The 13590-nt window shown below is 52.7% G+C and carries 14 protein-coding genes; 3 read left to right on the forward strand and 11 right to left on the reverse strand.

Translation table 11 applies throughout. The features are described 5' to 3' along the window. Positions 1-134: 134 nt before the first annotated feature. Positions 135-794 carry a 6-phosphogluconate phosphatase gene (gene yieH, locus ACPUC8_RS17990; RefSeq protein WP_039331990.1) on the reverse strand — a complete coding sequence of 220 codons (660 nt, stop codon included), beginning with the start codon at positions 792-794 and terminating at the stop codon, positions 135-137. A 151-nt stretch (positions 795-945) separates the two neighbouring features. Here yieH and ACPUC8_RS17995 point away from each other — a divergent pair, with 151 nt between their 5' ends. Beyond that, a complete protein-coding gene (locus ACPUC8_RS17995; RefSeq protein WP_039331991.1) occupies positions 946-2259 on the forward strand; it encodes an NCS2 family permease in 1314 nt (437 codons plus the stop codon). A 31-nt stretch (positions 2260-2290) separates the two neighbouring features. Here ACPUC8_RS17995 and ACPUC8_RS18000 read toward each other — a convergent pair whose 3' ends face one another. Then, complete coding sequence (locus ACPUC8_RS18000; protein ID WP_039331992.1) at positions 2291-3040, reverse strand: 4'-phosphopantetheinyl transferase family protein; 750 nt, start codon at positions 3038-3040, stop codon at positions 2291-2293. A gap of 291 nt (positions 3041-3331) precedes the next feature. Here ACPUC8_RS18000 and ACPUC8_RS18005 point away from each other — a divergent pair, with 291 nt between their 5' ends. After that, positions 3332-3844, forward strand: a complete 513-nt coding sequence (locus tag ACPUC8_RS18005; RefSeq protein ID WP_039331993.1) for a flavin reductase family protein — start codon at positions 3332-3334, stop codon at positions 3842-3844. On the opposite strand, the gene ACPUC8_RS18010 is transcribed toward ACPUC8_RS18005, so the two are convergent. The 9 genes from ACPUC8_RS18010 to rpmH form a co-directional block, all read right to left on the reverse strand. Beyond that, a complete protein-coding gene (locus ACPUC8_RS18010) occupies positions 3826-4875 on the reverse strand; it encodes a methyl-accepting chemotaxis protein (RefSeq protein WP_039331994.1) in 1050 nt (349 codons plus the stop codon). The genes ACPUC8_RS18005 and ACPUC8_RS18010 overlap by 19 nt on opposite strands. Before the next feature lie 413 nt (positions 4876-5288). Then, positions 5289-5879: a malonic semialdehyde reductase gene (locus ACPUC8_RS18015; protein WP_039331995.1), complete on the reverse strand. Its 591-nt coding sequence runs from the start codon at positions 5877-5879 to the stop codon at positions 5289-5291. Positions 5880-6029: 150 nt separating this feature from the next. After that, positions 6030-7340 carry a type II toxin-antitoxin system HipA family toxin gene (locus ACPUC8_RS18020; protein ID WP_039331996.1) on the reverse strand — a complete coding sequence of 437 codons (1311 nt, stop codon included), beginning with the start codon at positions 7338-7340 and terminating at the stop codon, positions 6030-6032. Next, a complete protein-coding gene (locus ACPUC8_RS18025) occupies positions 7340-7588 on the reverse strand; it encodes a helix-turn-helix domain-containing protein (RefSeq protein WP_039331998.1) in 249 nt (82 codons plus the stop codon). Before ACPUC8_RS18025 ends, ACPUC8_RS18020 begins: the two co-directional genes overlap by 1 nt. A gap of 160 nt (positions 7589-7748) precedes the next feature. Beyond that, positions 7749-9119, reverse strand: coding sequence for a tRNA uridine-5-carboxymethylaminomethyl(34) synthesis GTPase MnmE (gene mnmE / locus ACPUC8_RS18030; protein WP_494926934.1), 1371 nt, complete (start codon positions 9117-9119; stop codon positions 7749-7751). 83 nt (positions 9120-9202) lie between these two features. Beyond that, a complete protein-coding gene (gene yidC, locus ACPUC8_RS18035; protein WP_039332001.1) occupies positions 9203-10849 on the reverse strand; it encodes a membrane protein insertase YidC in 1647 nt (548 codons plus the stop codon). Positions 10850-10851: 2 nt separating this feature from the next. After that, a complete protein-coding gene (yidD, locus tag ACPUC8_RS18040) occupies positions 10852-11109 on the reverse strand; it encodes a membrane protein insertion efficiency factor YidD (RefSeq protein ID WP_007893564.1) in 258 nt (85 codons plus the stop codon). Next, the gene (gene rnpA, locus ACPUC8_RS18045) at positions 11073-11432 is read right to left on the reverse strand and encodes a ribonuclease P protein component (protein ID WP_034830013.1); all 360 of its coding nucleotides are present in this window, start codon (positions 11430-11432) and stop codon (positions 11073-11075) included. The genes yidD and rnpA overlap by 37 nt, the downstream gene beginning before the upstream one ends. A gap of 14 nt (positions 11433-11446) precedes the next feature. Then, complete coding sequence (rpmH, locus tag ACPUC8_RS18050) at positions 11447-11587, reverse strand: 50S ribosomal protein L34 (RefSeq protein ID WP_000831330.1); 141 nt, start codon at positions 11585-11587, stop codon at positions 11447-11449. Between the two features lie 602 nt (positions 11588-12189). Here rpmH and dnaA point away from each other — a divergent pair. Further along, the gene (gene dnaA / locus ACPUC8_RS18055; RefSeq protein WP_039332004.1) at positions 12190-13590 is read left to right on the forward strand and encodes a chromosomal replication initiator protein DnaA; all 1401 of its coding nucleotides are present in this window, start codon (positions 12190-12192) and stop codon (positions 13588-13590) included.

Below are 13590 nucleotides of genomic sequence, written 5' to 3' on the forward strand. Positions count from 1 at the left end.
GTCTCAGTCCAGGGCATAGTGAGTCTCCTCTGCTATGCCAATTTATAACTGTTACCCATGTGCCCGGTCTAAAGTGTTACCTATGTGCCCGGTTTGCACCTGAATGCGCACCCTACGAAAAACCGCATCGCGGTTTACACCAAATCCCACCCTCTGGCGCGCCACAGATCTGGCAATTGCGCCATATCATCGAAGCGCGTCACCAGCGGGTGGTCCAGTTCAGGATTGTGCGCATCAGCGCAGTAATAAAACACCGGAATACCCGCCGCAATGCCGGCTCGCGCACCCGCTTCTGAATCATCCACCAGAATGCATTTCTCAATCGGCACCTGCATCTGTTCCGCGGCGTGGTACATCAATTCCGGATCGGGCTTCCAGTGATTGATGTCATAACCGCTATACAGGCGGCCATCGAGATACGGCAGCATGCCGGTTAAACCCAGTGAATGCTGCATCTTTTTCACCGTGCCGTTCGACACCACGCACATCGGCACTTTTACCTGCTCAATCAGCGGTTTTGCCCCAGCAATCGGCTGTAAATCGAGGTCAAACAGTCGCGCCACTTCAGCGCGATAAGCGGTTTCAAACTCGTCGATCGGCACCGCTTTCTGATGCTGTGCGAGTACATCACGCACGATGTCGTAAAGCTTCACCCCTTTGTACTGCTCAAACATCTGCTGCAAAGAGAGTTCAATACCGTAGCGGGCAAAGGTGTTGACGTAAGACTGCGTACAGATCACTTCACTATCGACCAGCGTACCGTCGCAATCGAAAAAAACACATTCAACTGACATCGCACATCATCCTTTTAGTAAACAACCAGCTGACACTGTATCGCACTGAGCGCAGAAAGCGACCCTGAGCCAACCGGTTGCGAATAATCAGTGTTTTGCCGGGCTAAAATCTATAGGATACGCGGCGATTAATTTTTTTCGGGACAGTTGAATGAACAATCAGGGCTTGTTGCAGCGCATGTTTAAGCTGCAGGAACACGGCACAACCGCGCGCACGGAAGTGATCGCCGGTTTCACGACTTTCCTGACGATGGTGTACATCGTCTTCGTTAACCCACAGATCCTTGGCGCAGCCGGCATGGATACCCAGGCGGTATTTGTGACCACCTGCCTGATCGCCGCGTTTGGCAGCATCCTGATGGGGCTGGTGGCAAACCTGCCCGTCGCGCTGGCACCGGCGATGGGCTTAAATGCGTTTTTCGCCTTTGTGGTGGTCGGCGCCATGGGATATTCATGGCAGGTCGGCATGGGCGCGATTTTCTGGGGCGCACTGGGTCTGCTGATTCTTACGCTGCTGCGCGTGCGCTACTGGATGATTGCTAACATCCCGATGAGCCTGCGCGTGGGTATCACAGCCGGTATTGGGCTGTTTATCGCGATGATGGGGCTGAAAAACGCCGGTATCATCGTGCCGAATGCCGATACCATCGTGACGGTCGGCAACCTGACCTCACACAGCGTGCTACTCGGCGCACTCGGCTTCTTCATCATTGCGATTTTGGCTTCACGCAATATTCATGCGGCGGTGCTGGTTTCGATTGTGGTGACCACGGTGATTGGCCTGGTGATTGGCGATGTGAAATTCAGCGGTGTGTTTGCCGCGCCTCCAGCCGTGACGTCCGTGGTGGGCCAGGTCGATATCAAAGGTGCGTTTAACATCGGCATGGCGGGCGTGATCTTCTCCTTTATGTTGGTCAACCTGTTCGACTCTTCCGGTACACTGATTGGCGTGACCGATAAAGCCGGACTCACCGATGAGAAAGGCACCTTCCCGCGTATGAAGCAGGCGCTGTATGTGGATAGCATCAGCTCGGTCACCGGCTCGTTGATTGGCACCTCTTCCGTGACCGCCTACATTGAGAGTTCATCGGGCGTGGCGATTGGTGGCCGCACGGGCTTGATGGCGGTGATCACCGGGATTCTGTTCCTGCTGGTGATGTTCCTGTCGCCGCTGGCCGCGATGGTGCCGTCCTATGCTGCTGCAGGTGCGTTGATCTATGTCGGCGTGCTGATGACTGCGTCGTTGTCGCGTGTGCGCTGGGATGACCTCACCGAAGCGGTGCCGGCATTTGTTACCGCCGCCATGATGCCGTTTAGCTTCTCGATCACCGAAGGTATTGCCTTGGGTTTCATCTCTTACTGTGTGATGAAACTCGGTACCGGCCGCTGGCGTGAAATCAGCCCGTGCGTGGTGATTGTTGCCCTGTTGTTTGTGCTGAAAATCGCGTTTATCGACGCGCATTAATAGAAACAGGCCGCGATTGCGGCCTGTTTTGTTATGGATGGCTGATTTCTTGTGGCGTGCTCACCAAACTGGTGAGGCGCAGTGAGCGCGGACCGATATTCGGCTTGTTCATTTCCACGTCTCGCAGCGGCTGCCACTGGTGCTGGGCATCAATCTCCCACAGACACAGACGCTCGGTGCCGGGAGAAAGCGCGCACGACCACACCAGCATTGGTTCGGCATCACACACCGCCTGAATATCGGGGAATACGCTGGAACGCAGACGGCCCGCGGCCGGATGCAACTGCAAGGTACCGATCCCGCTCTCCGCTTCTCCGGTCAGCTTGAGAATACTTTGACGCAGGGTCCAGATTTGCGTCACCGCTTCCATAAAATCCTGCTGCGCATTAATCCAGGCTTTCTCACCTGAGGAGAGATCCTGTGTTAAGGCATCCTGCGTCTGACGGCTGTGAGCACGCACAATCTCCATATCCAACCCGGCACGCCCACCTTCTTCTGCCAGTAGCACGCCAACCATATTGCCCGCGTAGGCAATACTAAAGTCAGGGAGGTTAGGATCGGCAAAACAGGGGCGGCCACTGCTGGTGGTGGTGAGCAGCGGCAGTTCACGAATGCCATAGACGCGTAGCATCAGCTGCGCCAGCAATTCGCGTGCGGCAAGAAAGCGGCTGCGGCGCTTATCAGGGAAGCGCTCAGCGCTGCTAATCACATCCTGTGGAACTCGCAGTCGCTCTGAAGAGAGCGGCGAATTTCCCATCCAACGTACAAAATGACTAGCCATCTGTCGCTCCGTGAAAATGGTCAGATAATCATCAAATCTATTGTAAGAATTTTCTCATGGGTTTGCATCCGGCATAACATCTAATGACCAAAAATTCAGATAACACCGAAGCGGCATCTAATCCCAATCCACGACTTTGTATATAACGCTTTTGCTGATTCTGTCCGTAAAGGATGCCGTACAGCCTGATGTGGTGTAGGATTTGGACAGCAAAACAGCACATCGAAGTGCGCAAACAATCCACCTTAAGTAATCGTGCTCATCGCAGCCGCACGCACGTTGGAGTTTTTTATGTCACTAGCCTCACTTACTCGCCAGGAATCGATCTCTCTGGATGAATTTCGTCATGGTATGCGTCGCTTAACCGCGGGCGTGTCATTGGTTACCACCGAGTTTCAGGGCGAAAAGCTGGGGCTGATTGCCACGTCAGTTAGCTCACTGGCTGCCGAGCCACCAAGTTTGCTGGTGTGCGTTAATCGTAGCGCATCCAGCCACGATGCTTTCGTCAATGCGGGCCACTTTGCCGTGAACGTATTGCGTGAGCAGCACGACGATTTATGCGCCCAGTTCAGCCAGTCTGCGCGTCGTGCAGAACGCTTCCAGAGCGGCGAATGGCAAACGTTGAATACGGGCGCACCGGTATTGGCTGATGCGCTGGTGAGTTTTGACTGTCAGTTGGAAAAGGTGGTGGAGTGGAACACGCATAGCGTACTGCTGGCGCGTATCGTCGGCATCTCGCTGCCGGGCGAAGCGGCAGAGCCCATGATTTACTTTAACAGCGGTTTTCATCGCTTGGGTGATTGAGCCTCACGCTGTTCAATCACGCCGTACCAACCTAATCCCTGATAGCTCTCGTAACCGGGCGTCAGGGCAAAAGCGACCTGGCGTCCATTTTCAGGCTGCCAGCTGCCTGAGTTTTGCCCCTGTGTGTTCAAGCGAAAAGCCTCGCCAGGCTGCGCGTTTGCATCGGAACTGGCGATGACGCGATGTTTTGAATCAAGAATCATACAGCGTGAGCGTGTCCACTCCTCTTTGCTCAGGCGGACATTATTCACTACGGCGGCGGCTTGCGGCGCCCAGTCAAAGAATATCAGTAGACTGCCCAGCACGCGCCCTGTGTTGCTTCCACCCTCACGGATCGCGGTGCCATAGGTCGCCACTGCGGCATGATGCAATTGCGGTAGTGTCATGATGTCTGCGGCAGCATAATCAGCACCGCTGCGGGTGTTAATGGCCTGGCGGAAGGCGTCAAGGTGACGAACATTCTGTTGGCGCAGTGGATAACGGTCACCACGCCCGTTGGCGAGAATATTGCCTTGCACATCGGTTATCCAGATATCGAGATAAACCGTATAGCTATCCAGAATCACCGATAACCGCTCGGCCGCATGTTGGCATGCATCTACATCGCCATTCAGTGCACAATTAACTACCGCGGCATCTGTCGCCCACCAGCGCACATCGCAAGAACGTTCATAGAGATTGCGATCAATAATGTCGATCATATTGAGCGCCAAATCGATACAGCGTTGGCTTTCATGGCGCTGGATCTGCTGAATCATCACATCTCCGAGTGAGGTCAGCTCTGACAGCGAACCAGATAACTCTTTGGTTAGACTTTGCGTGATGTCCCCAATATTGGTTGATACCTGTTTAACCTGATTTGCCACTACGGCAAAGCCGCGGCCCGCCTCTCCCGCTCGTGCGGCTTCAATTAGAGCATTAAGAGCCAGTATGGTGGTTTCCCGATTAATATCATTAATGTCTTCAATTTTGGCATCCGCCATTTTTCGAATGGCATAGCTGAGTTCAACAATTTCACGCGGATCAGTCATGGGATATTCAGCCCTCAGAGTCATAAGAGGAATGCAGCCGAATCTATGGCGTGGGTAATAAGAATTACAACGCCACAGGCAGTTTGTTTGTCATTTATTGTAAGCACGGAAATTTAATGCTGTCATTATTATGAAATAAGCTGAATATGTCATTTGGCTTAAGTTTCAATGGGTTTGTTTTAATTTGTTCAGTATCAATAAATTAGATGTCATATGAAAATCATATGGTGGGAGAGGTTAAGGTGATGAGTGCGCTACAGGTTTAATAGGTAAGAATAATTAATTTTGGTGTATCGTGGGAATTTCGTGGTGAAGAGAAATACGATATGCGGCAATTTGCCCTAAGAACACGATATTAAATATCGATACTCAAACTTAATTTGCGCCGAAATTTATCCCGGCGCAGCACTTTATCAGGCAAATTTGCTGGCTTCATCAAAGCCCAAACGCGGTAAACGCGCATGTAATTTACTGGCTTCGCCGTAGCCGAGATTGATCAGTAAGTTCACCTGCCATTTGCTTTCGCTGAAGAAGGCTTCGTTCACTTTTGCGGGATCAAATCCAGACATAGGACCGGCATCCAGTCCCAGCGACCGCGCGGCCAGAATCAGATAGCCTGCCTGCAGGCTGCTATTACGGAATGCGGTCTCTTTGGCCAGATCCGGGCTGCTGGTGAACCAGCTACGCGCATCGCCGTGCGGGAAGAGCTTGGGTAACGCTTCGTAGAACTCAGGGTCCCATGCCACAATTACCGTTGCCGGTGCCGCCATGGTTTTATCCACATTGCCAGAGGAGAGTGCGGGCTTCAGCTTCTCTTTGCCTTCCTGAGACGTGACAAACACGAAACGACCCGGCGAGCAGTTGGCCGAAGTCGGGCCAAGCGCGGTCAGACTGTACAGCTGCTGCAACACATCGTGAGAGATCGGTTTGTCCTGCCAGTAGCTGTGCGTGCGGGCTTCATTGAACAGCGCGTTCAGCGCCACGCTGTCGAGCGGTGTACTCATGTTTCTCTCCTGTTCAGGTCGCATCCGCGCCTGATTTTTTAGCATGAATAGTCGATAGAACGGGTGCGCTTTAGCGCAGACCCGCGATTGTTATACTGCAAAGGAGAGGGGGAGCCAAATAACAAAGATGCATGTTTTACATCTGCCCGGCTATAGCGTTAAGCGAGCCGAACGTGCTTTGAGTCCATCCAGGATCGTCGTTTGAATTTCGATCGGAAAATTATCAGGCAGCTGATACGTCACACGTTCGATAACCTCATCAATACTGGCACTCATTTCTTGCAGGATATCTTCCATCGCTGTTTTATCGAATCCCACCGCTTTGGCTGTTGCCAGAAAGTGACGAGGAAAGATTTGCTCGATTGCATATTTTTTCCCATGAGAACCTTTCAACCCCATAGCGAGTTTTGCATCGCGGATATGCAGTCCTTTTGCCCCAATAACCGGATAGACCGAGAGAATGTCGTAAAAGGGCGTCAGTCGGAAGCGACCCTCTGCTTCGATAAAAATAGAAAAGTTTTTGGCATGTCCATCTGTCGCCGCCAGCAGCCAGAAGAGAACCTGTGCTTTCATAAAGTTATAGCGATCCTGATCAACCTCTGCGGAGCTCAACAGGAAATGCATAATTTGTTGAATGCCTGGGCCTCCGTGACTTTCATATTTGCCAGCGGAGGGAATATTGAGAACCTGGCAGAAATCCTCTTGAGGTAAACGCATGATCCAACGCGCATCTGATGCCCATCGGCGATCAAAGCGCTCTACAGCCAGCGCTTTGCATTCGCCCACATTGACCACAAAGCATTCTGGTACAGGCAAACCAAATTCCTTCGCAACCAGGGTGCAAAGCCATTCGTTTTCTACGCTGTTAGTGAGATCGATGGTATGAGAATGGCTCTGGATTTTACCAATCGGCAGCTTAAGAATATGAGTTGTAGGGGTTGTACCCTGTGGTAAGCACCACTGATCCTTCAGACGGAGCAGCGCCGTTTTTTCCTGTGCCCCAGCCAGTGAAATACGAAAATCAGCGATTTCTTCAAGCATGCCAAGTGGAGCGCCGGTCTGGTAGCCATTCAGAATCTTTTCCAGCTCGGTATCATTTAAAGTTTGATAATGAATCGATTGCACGTTACCGGGAGGTGCATCGTGAGCGAGCAGTTGGATCGCACCCACCGTATCTGCGCCTACTTTTTCAAGCATATCAAATGGCTGAGTTGAATCCGCGTGATAACGTGCGAGGATGCGATTGCGAATTTCAGGATTATCGGGCAGGAGATTATCAAAAAAATTGTAGACCTCGTCACCGATGTAGGGCTGATGACGTAGCGGCATCGATAGGGAAATTGGACGGCTTCCCGGCTGGCTTAGCCATTCATCAACATAGCGAAACCGATGAGAGCCTGTGCTATCGCGGGTGAAAATACCCACTCTATAGCCGTTCATATAAACGTCCAATTCGGCCATTACCACTCTTCCTTCCAGCCGCTGACTTCTTGCTGCTGACCGCGTGGTTTTACTTCCAACTCAAGGTTCAAAGCCGCCAATATACGAAACAGTGTTTCCAGTTTGGTTGTGCCTGGCTGCAATTCAAAGTTGGATACGGTGTCTTGTCGGATGCCGACTTTACTGGCCACTTTTTCCTGAGACAGTCGCTCTGACTGCCTGACGTCCTTAAGGTAGCTGCTCAATTGCTTAGCATTCGTGACTTTCATGGAAGCGGCTCCCGGAAATGTAATGGCATTACATTTACACGGTGTAGCGGGTAAAGCAACTTTTACCTGTTATAGCAGGTAAATTTGGTTTTACCCGCTATAACAGGTAAGATAATTTTTACCTGCTAAAGCGGGTGAGAATAGAGGTATAGATGGGGGTTTACTTACCAATACAGAAACTGGAGAAAATTCGGCCCAAAAGATCGTCGGAGGTGAATTCCCCGGTGATTTCGCTCAATGACTGCTGTGCCAGGCGTAACTCCTCCGCCAGCAGTTCGCCTGCTCGGGCACCCAACAGCTGATCCTGACCCTGCTGTAAGTGAGCGGCAGCTAACTCCAGCGCCTGCAAGTGGCGGCGGCGCGCCAGGAATCCACCTTCCATATTGCCCGAGAAGCCCATGCTCTGTTTAAGATGGTCACGCAGCGCGTCCACACCCTCGCCGGTGCGCGCGGAGAGGCGAATCAGTGAGTGGTCATTCACTTCGGTTAAGCCCAGCACTTCACCGGTCATATCGGCTTTATTACGCACGACGGTGATCGGCAGTTGCGCAGGCAAACGCGCGACGAAATCGGGCCAGATTGCGGCCGCTTCCGTGGCATCGGTGGTGGTGCCATCGACCATAAACAGCACGCGGTCAGCCTGCTCGATTTCCTGCCACGCACGCTCAATACCGATGCGTTCAACTTCATCGCTGGCTTCACGCAATCCGGCGGTATCAATGATGTGCAGCGGCATGCCGTCGATATGGATATGCTCGCGCAGGACATCGCGTGTAGTGCCGGCGATATCCGTCACGATGGCGGCTTCGCGGCCAGCCAGCGCGTTGAGCAAGCTGGATTTACCGGCATTGGGACGACCGGCAATCACCACTTTCATCCCTTCACGCAGCAGGCTGCCCTGACGCGCTTCGGCACGCACGCCATTCAGATCGCCGATCACCGCATTCAGCTGCGCTTCAATTTTGCCGTCAGAGAGGAAGTCTATCTCCTCGTCAGGGAAATCAATGGCGGCTTCCACGTAGATGCGCAGGTGAGTAAGTGCTTCCACAAGTGCATTAACACGCAGGGAAAATGCGCCTTGCAGTGAATTGACGGCGGAACGTGCCGCCTGCTCTGAGCTGGCATCGATTAAGTCAGCGATGGCTTCTGCCTGCGCCAGGTCGAGTTTGTCGTTCAGGAACGCGCGCTCTGAGAATTCACCGGGTTGTGCGATACGCACGCCGGGTAGCGCCACGATGCGTTTTAGCAGCAGGTCGAGGATGACCGGGCCGCCGTGGCCTTGCAATTCCAGCACATCTTCGCCGGTAAAAGAGTTCGGGCCGGGGAACCACAGCGCAATACCCTGATCCAGCACACTGCCATCCGCATCATTAAACGGCAGATAGTCGGCGTAACGCGGTTTCGGCAGCTTACCCAACACGGCTTGCGCAATGTCAGCGGCTTTCGCGCCAGAAATACGCAAAATACCTACGCCGCCACGGCCGGTAGGCGTGGCCTGGGCAACAATGGTATCGCTGTGGCTATGGCTCATGATTGACCTTCTTTTTAAACAAAAAAACAGGGCGACATAAATGCCGCCCTTTGAGTATACGCTGATGCTGTTGCAGTCAGACGTTACGCTTTCTTCTTGTCGCGGCTGTGCAGACCACGTTTTTCCAGGCCGCGATAAATCAGCTGCTGCTGGAGGATGGTGACCAGGTTACTGACGATGTAGTACAGCACCAGACCAGCAGGGAACCACAGGAAGAACACGGTAAAGATGACCGGCATGTACGTCATGATCTTCTGCTGCATCGGATCGGTCACGGTGGTCGGTGACATCTTCTGAATGAAGAACATGGTGATACCCATGATGACCGGCAGAATGTAGTACGGGTCCTGCGCTGAGAGGTCATGAATCCACAGAATGAACGGTGCATGACGCAGCTCAATCGAACCTGACAGCATGTAGTACAGGGCCAGGAAGATAGGCATCTGGATAACCAGCGGCAGACAGCCACCCAGTGGGTTCACTTTCTCTGCTTTGTACAGCGCCATCATTTCCTGGCTCTGCTTCTGCTTGTCATCGCCCAGACGCTCACGCATTGCCTGAATCTTCGGCTGCAGCATGCGCATCTTCGCCATGGAGGTGTACTGCGCTTTAGTCAGCGGGTACATGATGCCACGAACGATGAAGGTGATAACGATAATGGAGAAGCCCCAGTTACCGATAAAGCTGTGGATGAACTTCAGCAGCTTAAACAGTGGCTGCGAGATGAACCACAACCAGCCGTAATCCACGGTCAGGTCCAGGTGTGGCGCGATAGCGGCCATCTTGTCCTGGATTTCTGGTCCTAACCACAGGGTTGCGCCGAGGTCTTGCTGTGCGCCTGCTGCAATGGTGACCGGTGCAGATTTATAACCGATGGCTGCAATGCCGTTGCCGAGGTTGCTGGTGTACAGGGTGTTGTTGCCCTGAGTACGTGGCACCCATGCGGTGGCAAAGTACTGCTGCAGCATGGCTACCCAACCATTGCTGGTGGTGGTGTTCAGGTTCTCGTTATCCGCGATGGTATCGAATTTGTATTTTTCGTATTTCGCATCACTGGTTGAGTACGCTGCGCCACGGAAGGTATGCAGTGCAAAGTTATTGCTGCCGGTATCACGGTGCTTAGGCAGATCAATGGTCTGCTTCAACTGACCAAACATCGACACTTCCAGCGGCTGCTGTGAGGCGTTGTGGATGTTGTAGTCGACATTCACCGCAAAGTCGCCGCGCTTGAAGACGAAGGTTTTGGTGTAAACCACACCTTTCTCATCGGTCCAGGTCAGCGGCACGCGCAGTTCGCTCTGGCCATCGGCCATTTCGAAGTGATCTTGTGTCGTGGTGAACAGCGGGCGTGCGCCATTGTTCGGGTTATCCGGACCGTTACGGCCGGTTAAGCCACTCTGTGCCTGATAAGTGAAGGCTGGCGTGGTTTCCAGCAGCTGGAACGGCGCGTCTGAACCCAGTTTATCCGGGTAAGTCAGCAGCTGTGCCTGCTCAATATCGCCACCGCGAGTATTGATGCTGAGTGACAGGACATCAGTCTTAACGGTGATCGTTTGGCCCTGACCGCTAGCCGGCACGCCGGAAGAGGCGGCATCACCCGCTGCGCTGCTTGTGTTCTGCGTGGTCTGAGTCTGCTGTGGCTGCGGAGCGTGGTCCGTCTGCCAGGCTTGCCAGATCATAAAAGACACGAACAGAAAAGCGATGAGAAAGAGATTGCGTTGCGAATCCATCGTTAATGTTCTCTGGTATCAAAGGTTTTTGGCGGCACAGGATCGTCACCACCCGGGTTCAAAGGGTGGCATTTTAATACGCGTTTAATCGTCAACCAACTGCCTTTTACAACACCAAAGCGCCGTAAGGCCTCAATCCCATACTGCGAACAGGTGGGATGGAACCGACAATGGGGTCCCAGCAGTGGGCTGATGGCGCGTTGATAAACGCGTATCAGGGCGATCAGGAGCCGCGAGCCAGGCGACAGTGACGACGCCATAATTTCTCCAACGCTTCCGTTAACGCACGGTTATCGAGGTCAGCAATCCCTTTTTTCGCCACGATGACAAAATCCATCGCGGGCAGTTCATGTTGACGCAGACGAAAGCTTTCGCGGGTCAATCGCTTGATCCGGTTGCGTTCATGGGCGCGTTTAACATGTTTTTTAGCGACGGTAAGACCGATGCGGGGATGCCCCAGCGAGTTAAGTCGGCCGAGGATGGTAATTTGCGGCGTACCGGCTCTTTGTGGCTGCTGGAAGACGAAAGTGAAATGAGTGGGAGTTAACAAACGTAACTCCCTGGGAAATGCGAGCTTAACCACTAGGGTTAGCTTTATTACTTAGAAACGGTCAAACGAGCACGGCCTTTAGCACGACGACGTGCCAGAACCTGACGACCATTTTTTGTTGCCATACGAGCACGGAAACCGTGTGAACGGTTGCGCTTCAGTACGGACGGTTGAAAAGTGCGTTTCATGGCGATTTCTACCTAAACTTGAAAATTTTCACTGGGTGACGCGTTTTCGGGCCAGTAAATCGACCAACGCCTCAATGTGTCTTTAATAAAGAGGCGGGATTGTAATAATTGTACAGTCCAGAGTCAATTTACTTCGCTGGTCGCGGCACCTGGAAACCCAGATACAGCCCGCTGATTCCGGGCATCAAGGCTTCACGCAATAATGCCGGGTGGGGAATTATACGGGCTATAGGGTAAAGCGCAAGGATCGCGCAGGATCTTCTTGCGATCAATTTGCAGATTTATTGCGCGGAAACGAGAGGCGACCAGAAAAATTGCAGCTTTCAGCCAGATCCCCGCTCGTTTTTTCCGCAGAAAGCGTAAACTCATTAGCGCTTCTGTAGCCTGTGGATAAATTGCATCAAAACTGTGTAGAAAGGGAAGATCTCTGTGTCGCTTTACGCTATGATCCGCCCTTCCGCTGACGATCCTCAAATGCGATCGCCAGGGATGACTACCGCGGATAGCGGTCGCAGGCGCTTTCTGATCGCCTGTGTCTAAAAAGACAGTTTCTATTATTAGCGCCTGAAATTCTTATCGATTTTGTACGAGTGGAGTCCGCCGTGTCACTTACGCTTTGGCAACAGTGTCTTGCCCGTTTGCAGGATGAGCTTCCTGCCACCGAATTCAGCATGTGGATTCGTCCGCTGCAGGCTGAATTAAACGACAATACGCTGACCTTGTATGCACCAAATCGGTTTGTACTCGACTGGGTTCGGGATAAATATCTCAATAGTATCAATGGGCTGCTGAATGAATTCTGCGGTGCGAATGTGCCGTTGCTGCGTTTTGAAGTGGGCACACGCCCGGCTGCTCAGGTGGCAGCCAGCCAGCCCGCGATGGCGACTTACAGCACCCCGACGCCGGTTGAAAGCCGTCCTGCTCCGGCGCAAATTCTGCGCCCAAGCTGGGATTCCGTGCCTGCGCCAGCGGATGTCACCTACCGTTCTAATGTGAATAACCGCCATAACTTCGACAATTTCGTTGAAGGTAAATCTAACCAACTGGCGCGCGCGGCGGCACGTCAGGTGGCGGATAACCCAGGCGGCGCTTACAACCCGCTTTTCCTTTATGGCGGCACTGGTTTAGGTAAAACCCACCTTTTGCATGCGGTTGGTAATGGCATTATTGCGCGCAAGCCCAATGCCAAAGTGGTTTACATGCACTCTGAGCGTTTTGTGCAGGACATGGTTAAAGCACTGCAAAATAACGCGATCGAAGAGTTTAAGCGTTATTACCGCTCTGTTGATGCGTTGCTGATCGATGACATCCAGTTCTTTGCCAACAAAGAGCGCTCGCAGGAAGAGTTTTTCCATACCTTCAATGCGCTGTTGGAGGGTAATCAACAGATCATTCTGACGTCGGATCGCTATCCTAAAGAGATCAACGGTGTAGAAGATCGTCTGAAATCGCGCTTTGGCTGGGGATTGACCGTCGCGATCGAGCCTCCCGAACTGGAAACACGCGTCGCGATCCTGATGAAGAAAGCGGACGAAAATGATATTCGCCTGCCAGGTGAAGTCGCCTTCTTTATTGCTAAGCGTCTGCGTTCGAATGTGCGTGAGTTAGAAGGGGCGCTGAACCGCGTCATCGCCAATGCCAATTTTACTGGCCGCGCGATTACCATCGATTTCGTCCGCGAAGCGCTGCGCGATTTATTAGCGCTGCAGGAAAAGCTGGTCACCATCGACAACATTCAGAAGACGGTGGCCGAGTACTACAAAATTAAAGTGGCGGATTTACTGTCGAAGCGCCGTTCGCGCTCGGTGGCACGTCCGCGTCAGATGGCGATGGCAATGGCGAAAGAGCTGACTAACCATAGCCTGCCGGAAATTGGTGATGCGTTTGGTGGGCGTGACCATACCACCGTGCTCCACGCCTGCCGTAAAATCGAGCAGTTGCGTGAAGAGAGCCACGACATCAAAGAAGATTTCTCTAACCTAATTCGAACACTATCTTCCTGA

Source organism: Pantoea sp. CFCC18177 (assembly GCF_059412425.1).

Excerpts from the sequence above, each read along its gene's own strand:
- yieH (WP_039331990.1), bottom strand. The coding sequence starts at position 794 with ATGTCAGTTGAATGTGTTTTTTTCGATTGCGACGGTACGCTGGTCGAT.
- ACPUC8_RS17995 (WP_039331991.1), top strand. The coding sequence starts at position 946 with ATGAACAATCAGGGCTTGTTGCAGCGCATGTTTAAGCTGCAGGAACAC.
- ACPUC8_RS18000 (WP_039331992.1), bottom strand. The coding sequence starts at position 3,040 with ATGGCTAGTCATTTTGTACGTTGGATGGGAAATTCGCCGCTCTCTTCA.
- ACPUC8_RS18005 (WP_039331993.1), top strand. The coding sequence starts at position 3,332 with ATGTCACTAGCCTCACTTACTCGCCAGGAATCGATCTCTCTGGATGAA.
- ACPUC8_RS18010 (WP_039331994.1), bottom strand. The coding sequence starts at position 4,875 with ATGACTGATCCGCGTGAAATTGTTGAACTCAGCTATGCCATTCGAAAA.
- ACPUC8_RS18015 (WP_039331995.1), bottom strand. The coding sequence starts at position 5,879 with ATGAGTACACCGCTCGACAGCGTGGCGCTGAACGCGCTGTTCAATGAA.
- ACPUC8_RS18020 (WP_039331996.1), bottom strand. The coding sequence starts at position 7,340 with ATGGCCGAATTGGACGTTTATATGAACGGCTATAGAGTGGGTATTTTC.
- ACPUC8_RS18025 (WP_039331998.1), bottom strand. The coding sequence starts at position 7,588 with ATGAAAGTCACGAATGCTAAGCAATTGAGCAGCTACCTTAAGGACGTC.
- mnmE (WP_494926934.1), bottom strand. The coding sequence starts at position 9,119 with ATGAGCCATAGCCACAGCGATACCATTGTTGCCCAGGCCACGCCTACC.
- yidC (WP_039332001.1), bottom strand. The coding sequence starts at position 10,849 with ATGGATTCGCAACGCAATCTCTTTCTCATCGCTTTTCTGTTCGTGTCT.
- yidD (WP_007893564.1), bottom strand. The coding sequence starts at position 11,109 with ATGGCGTCGTCACTGTCGCCTGGCTCGCGGCTCCTGATCGCCCTGATA.
- rpmH (WP_000831330.1), bottom strand. The coding sequence starts at position 11,587 with ATGAAACGCACTTTTCAACCGTCCGTACTGAAGCGCAACCGTTCACAC.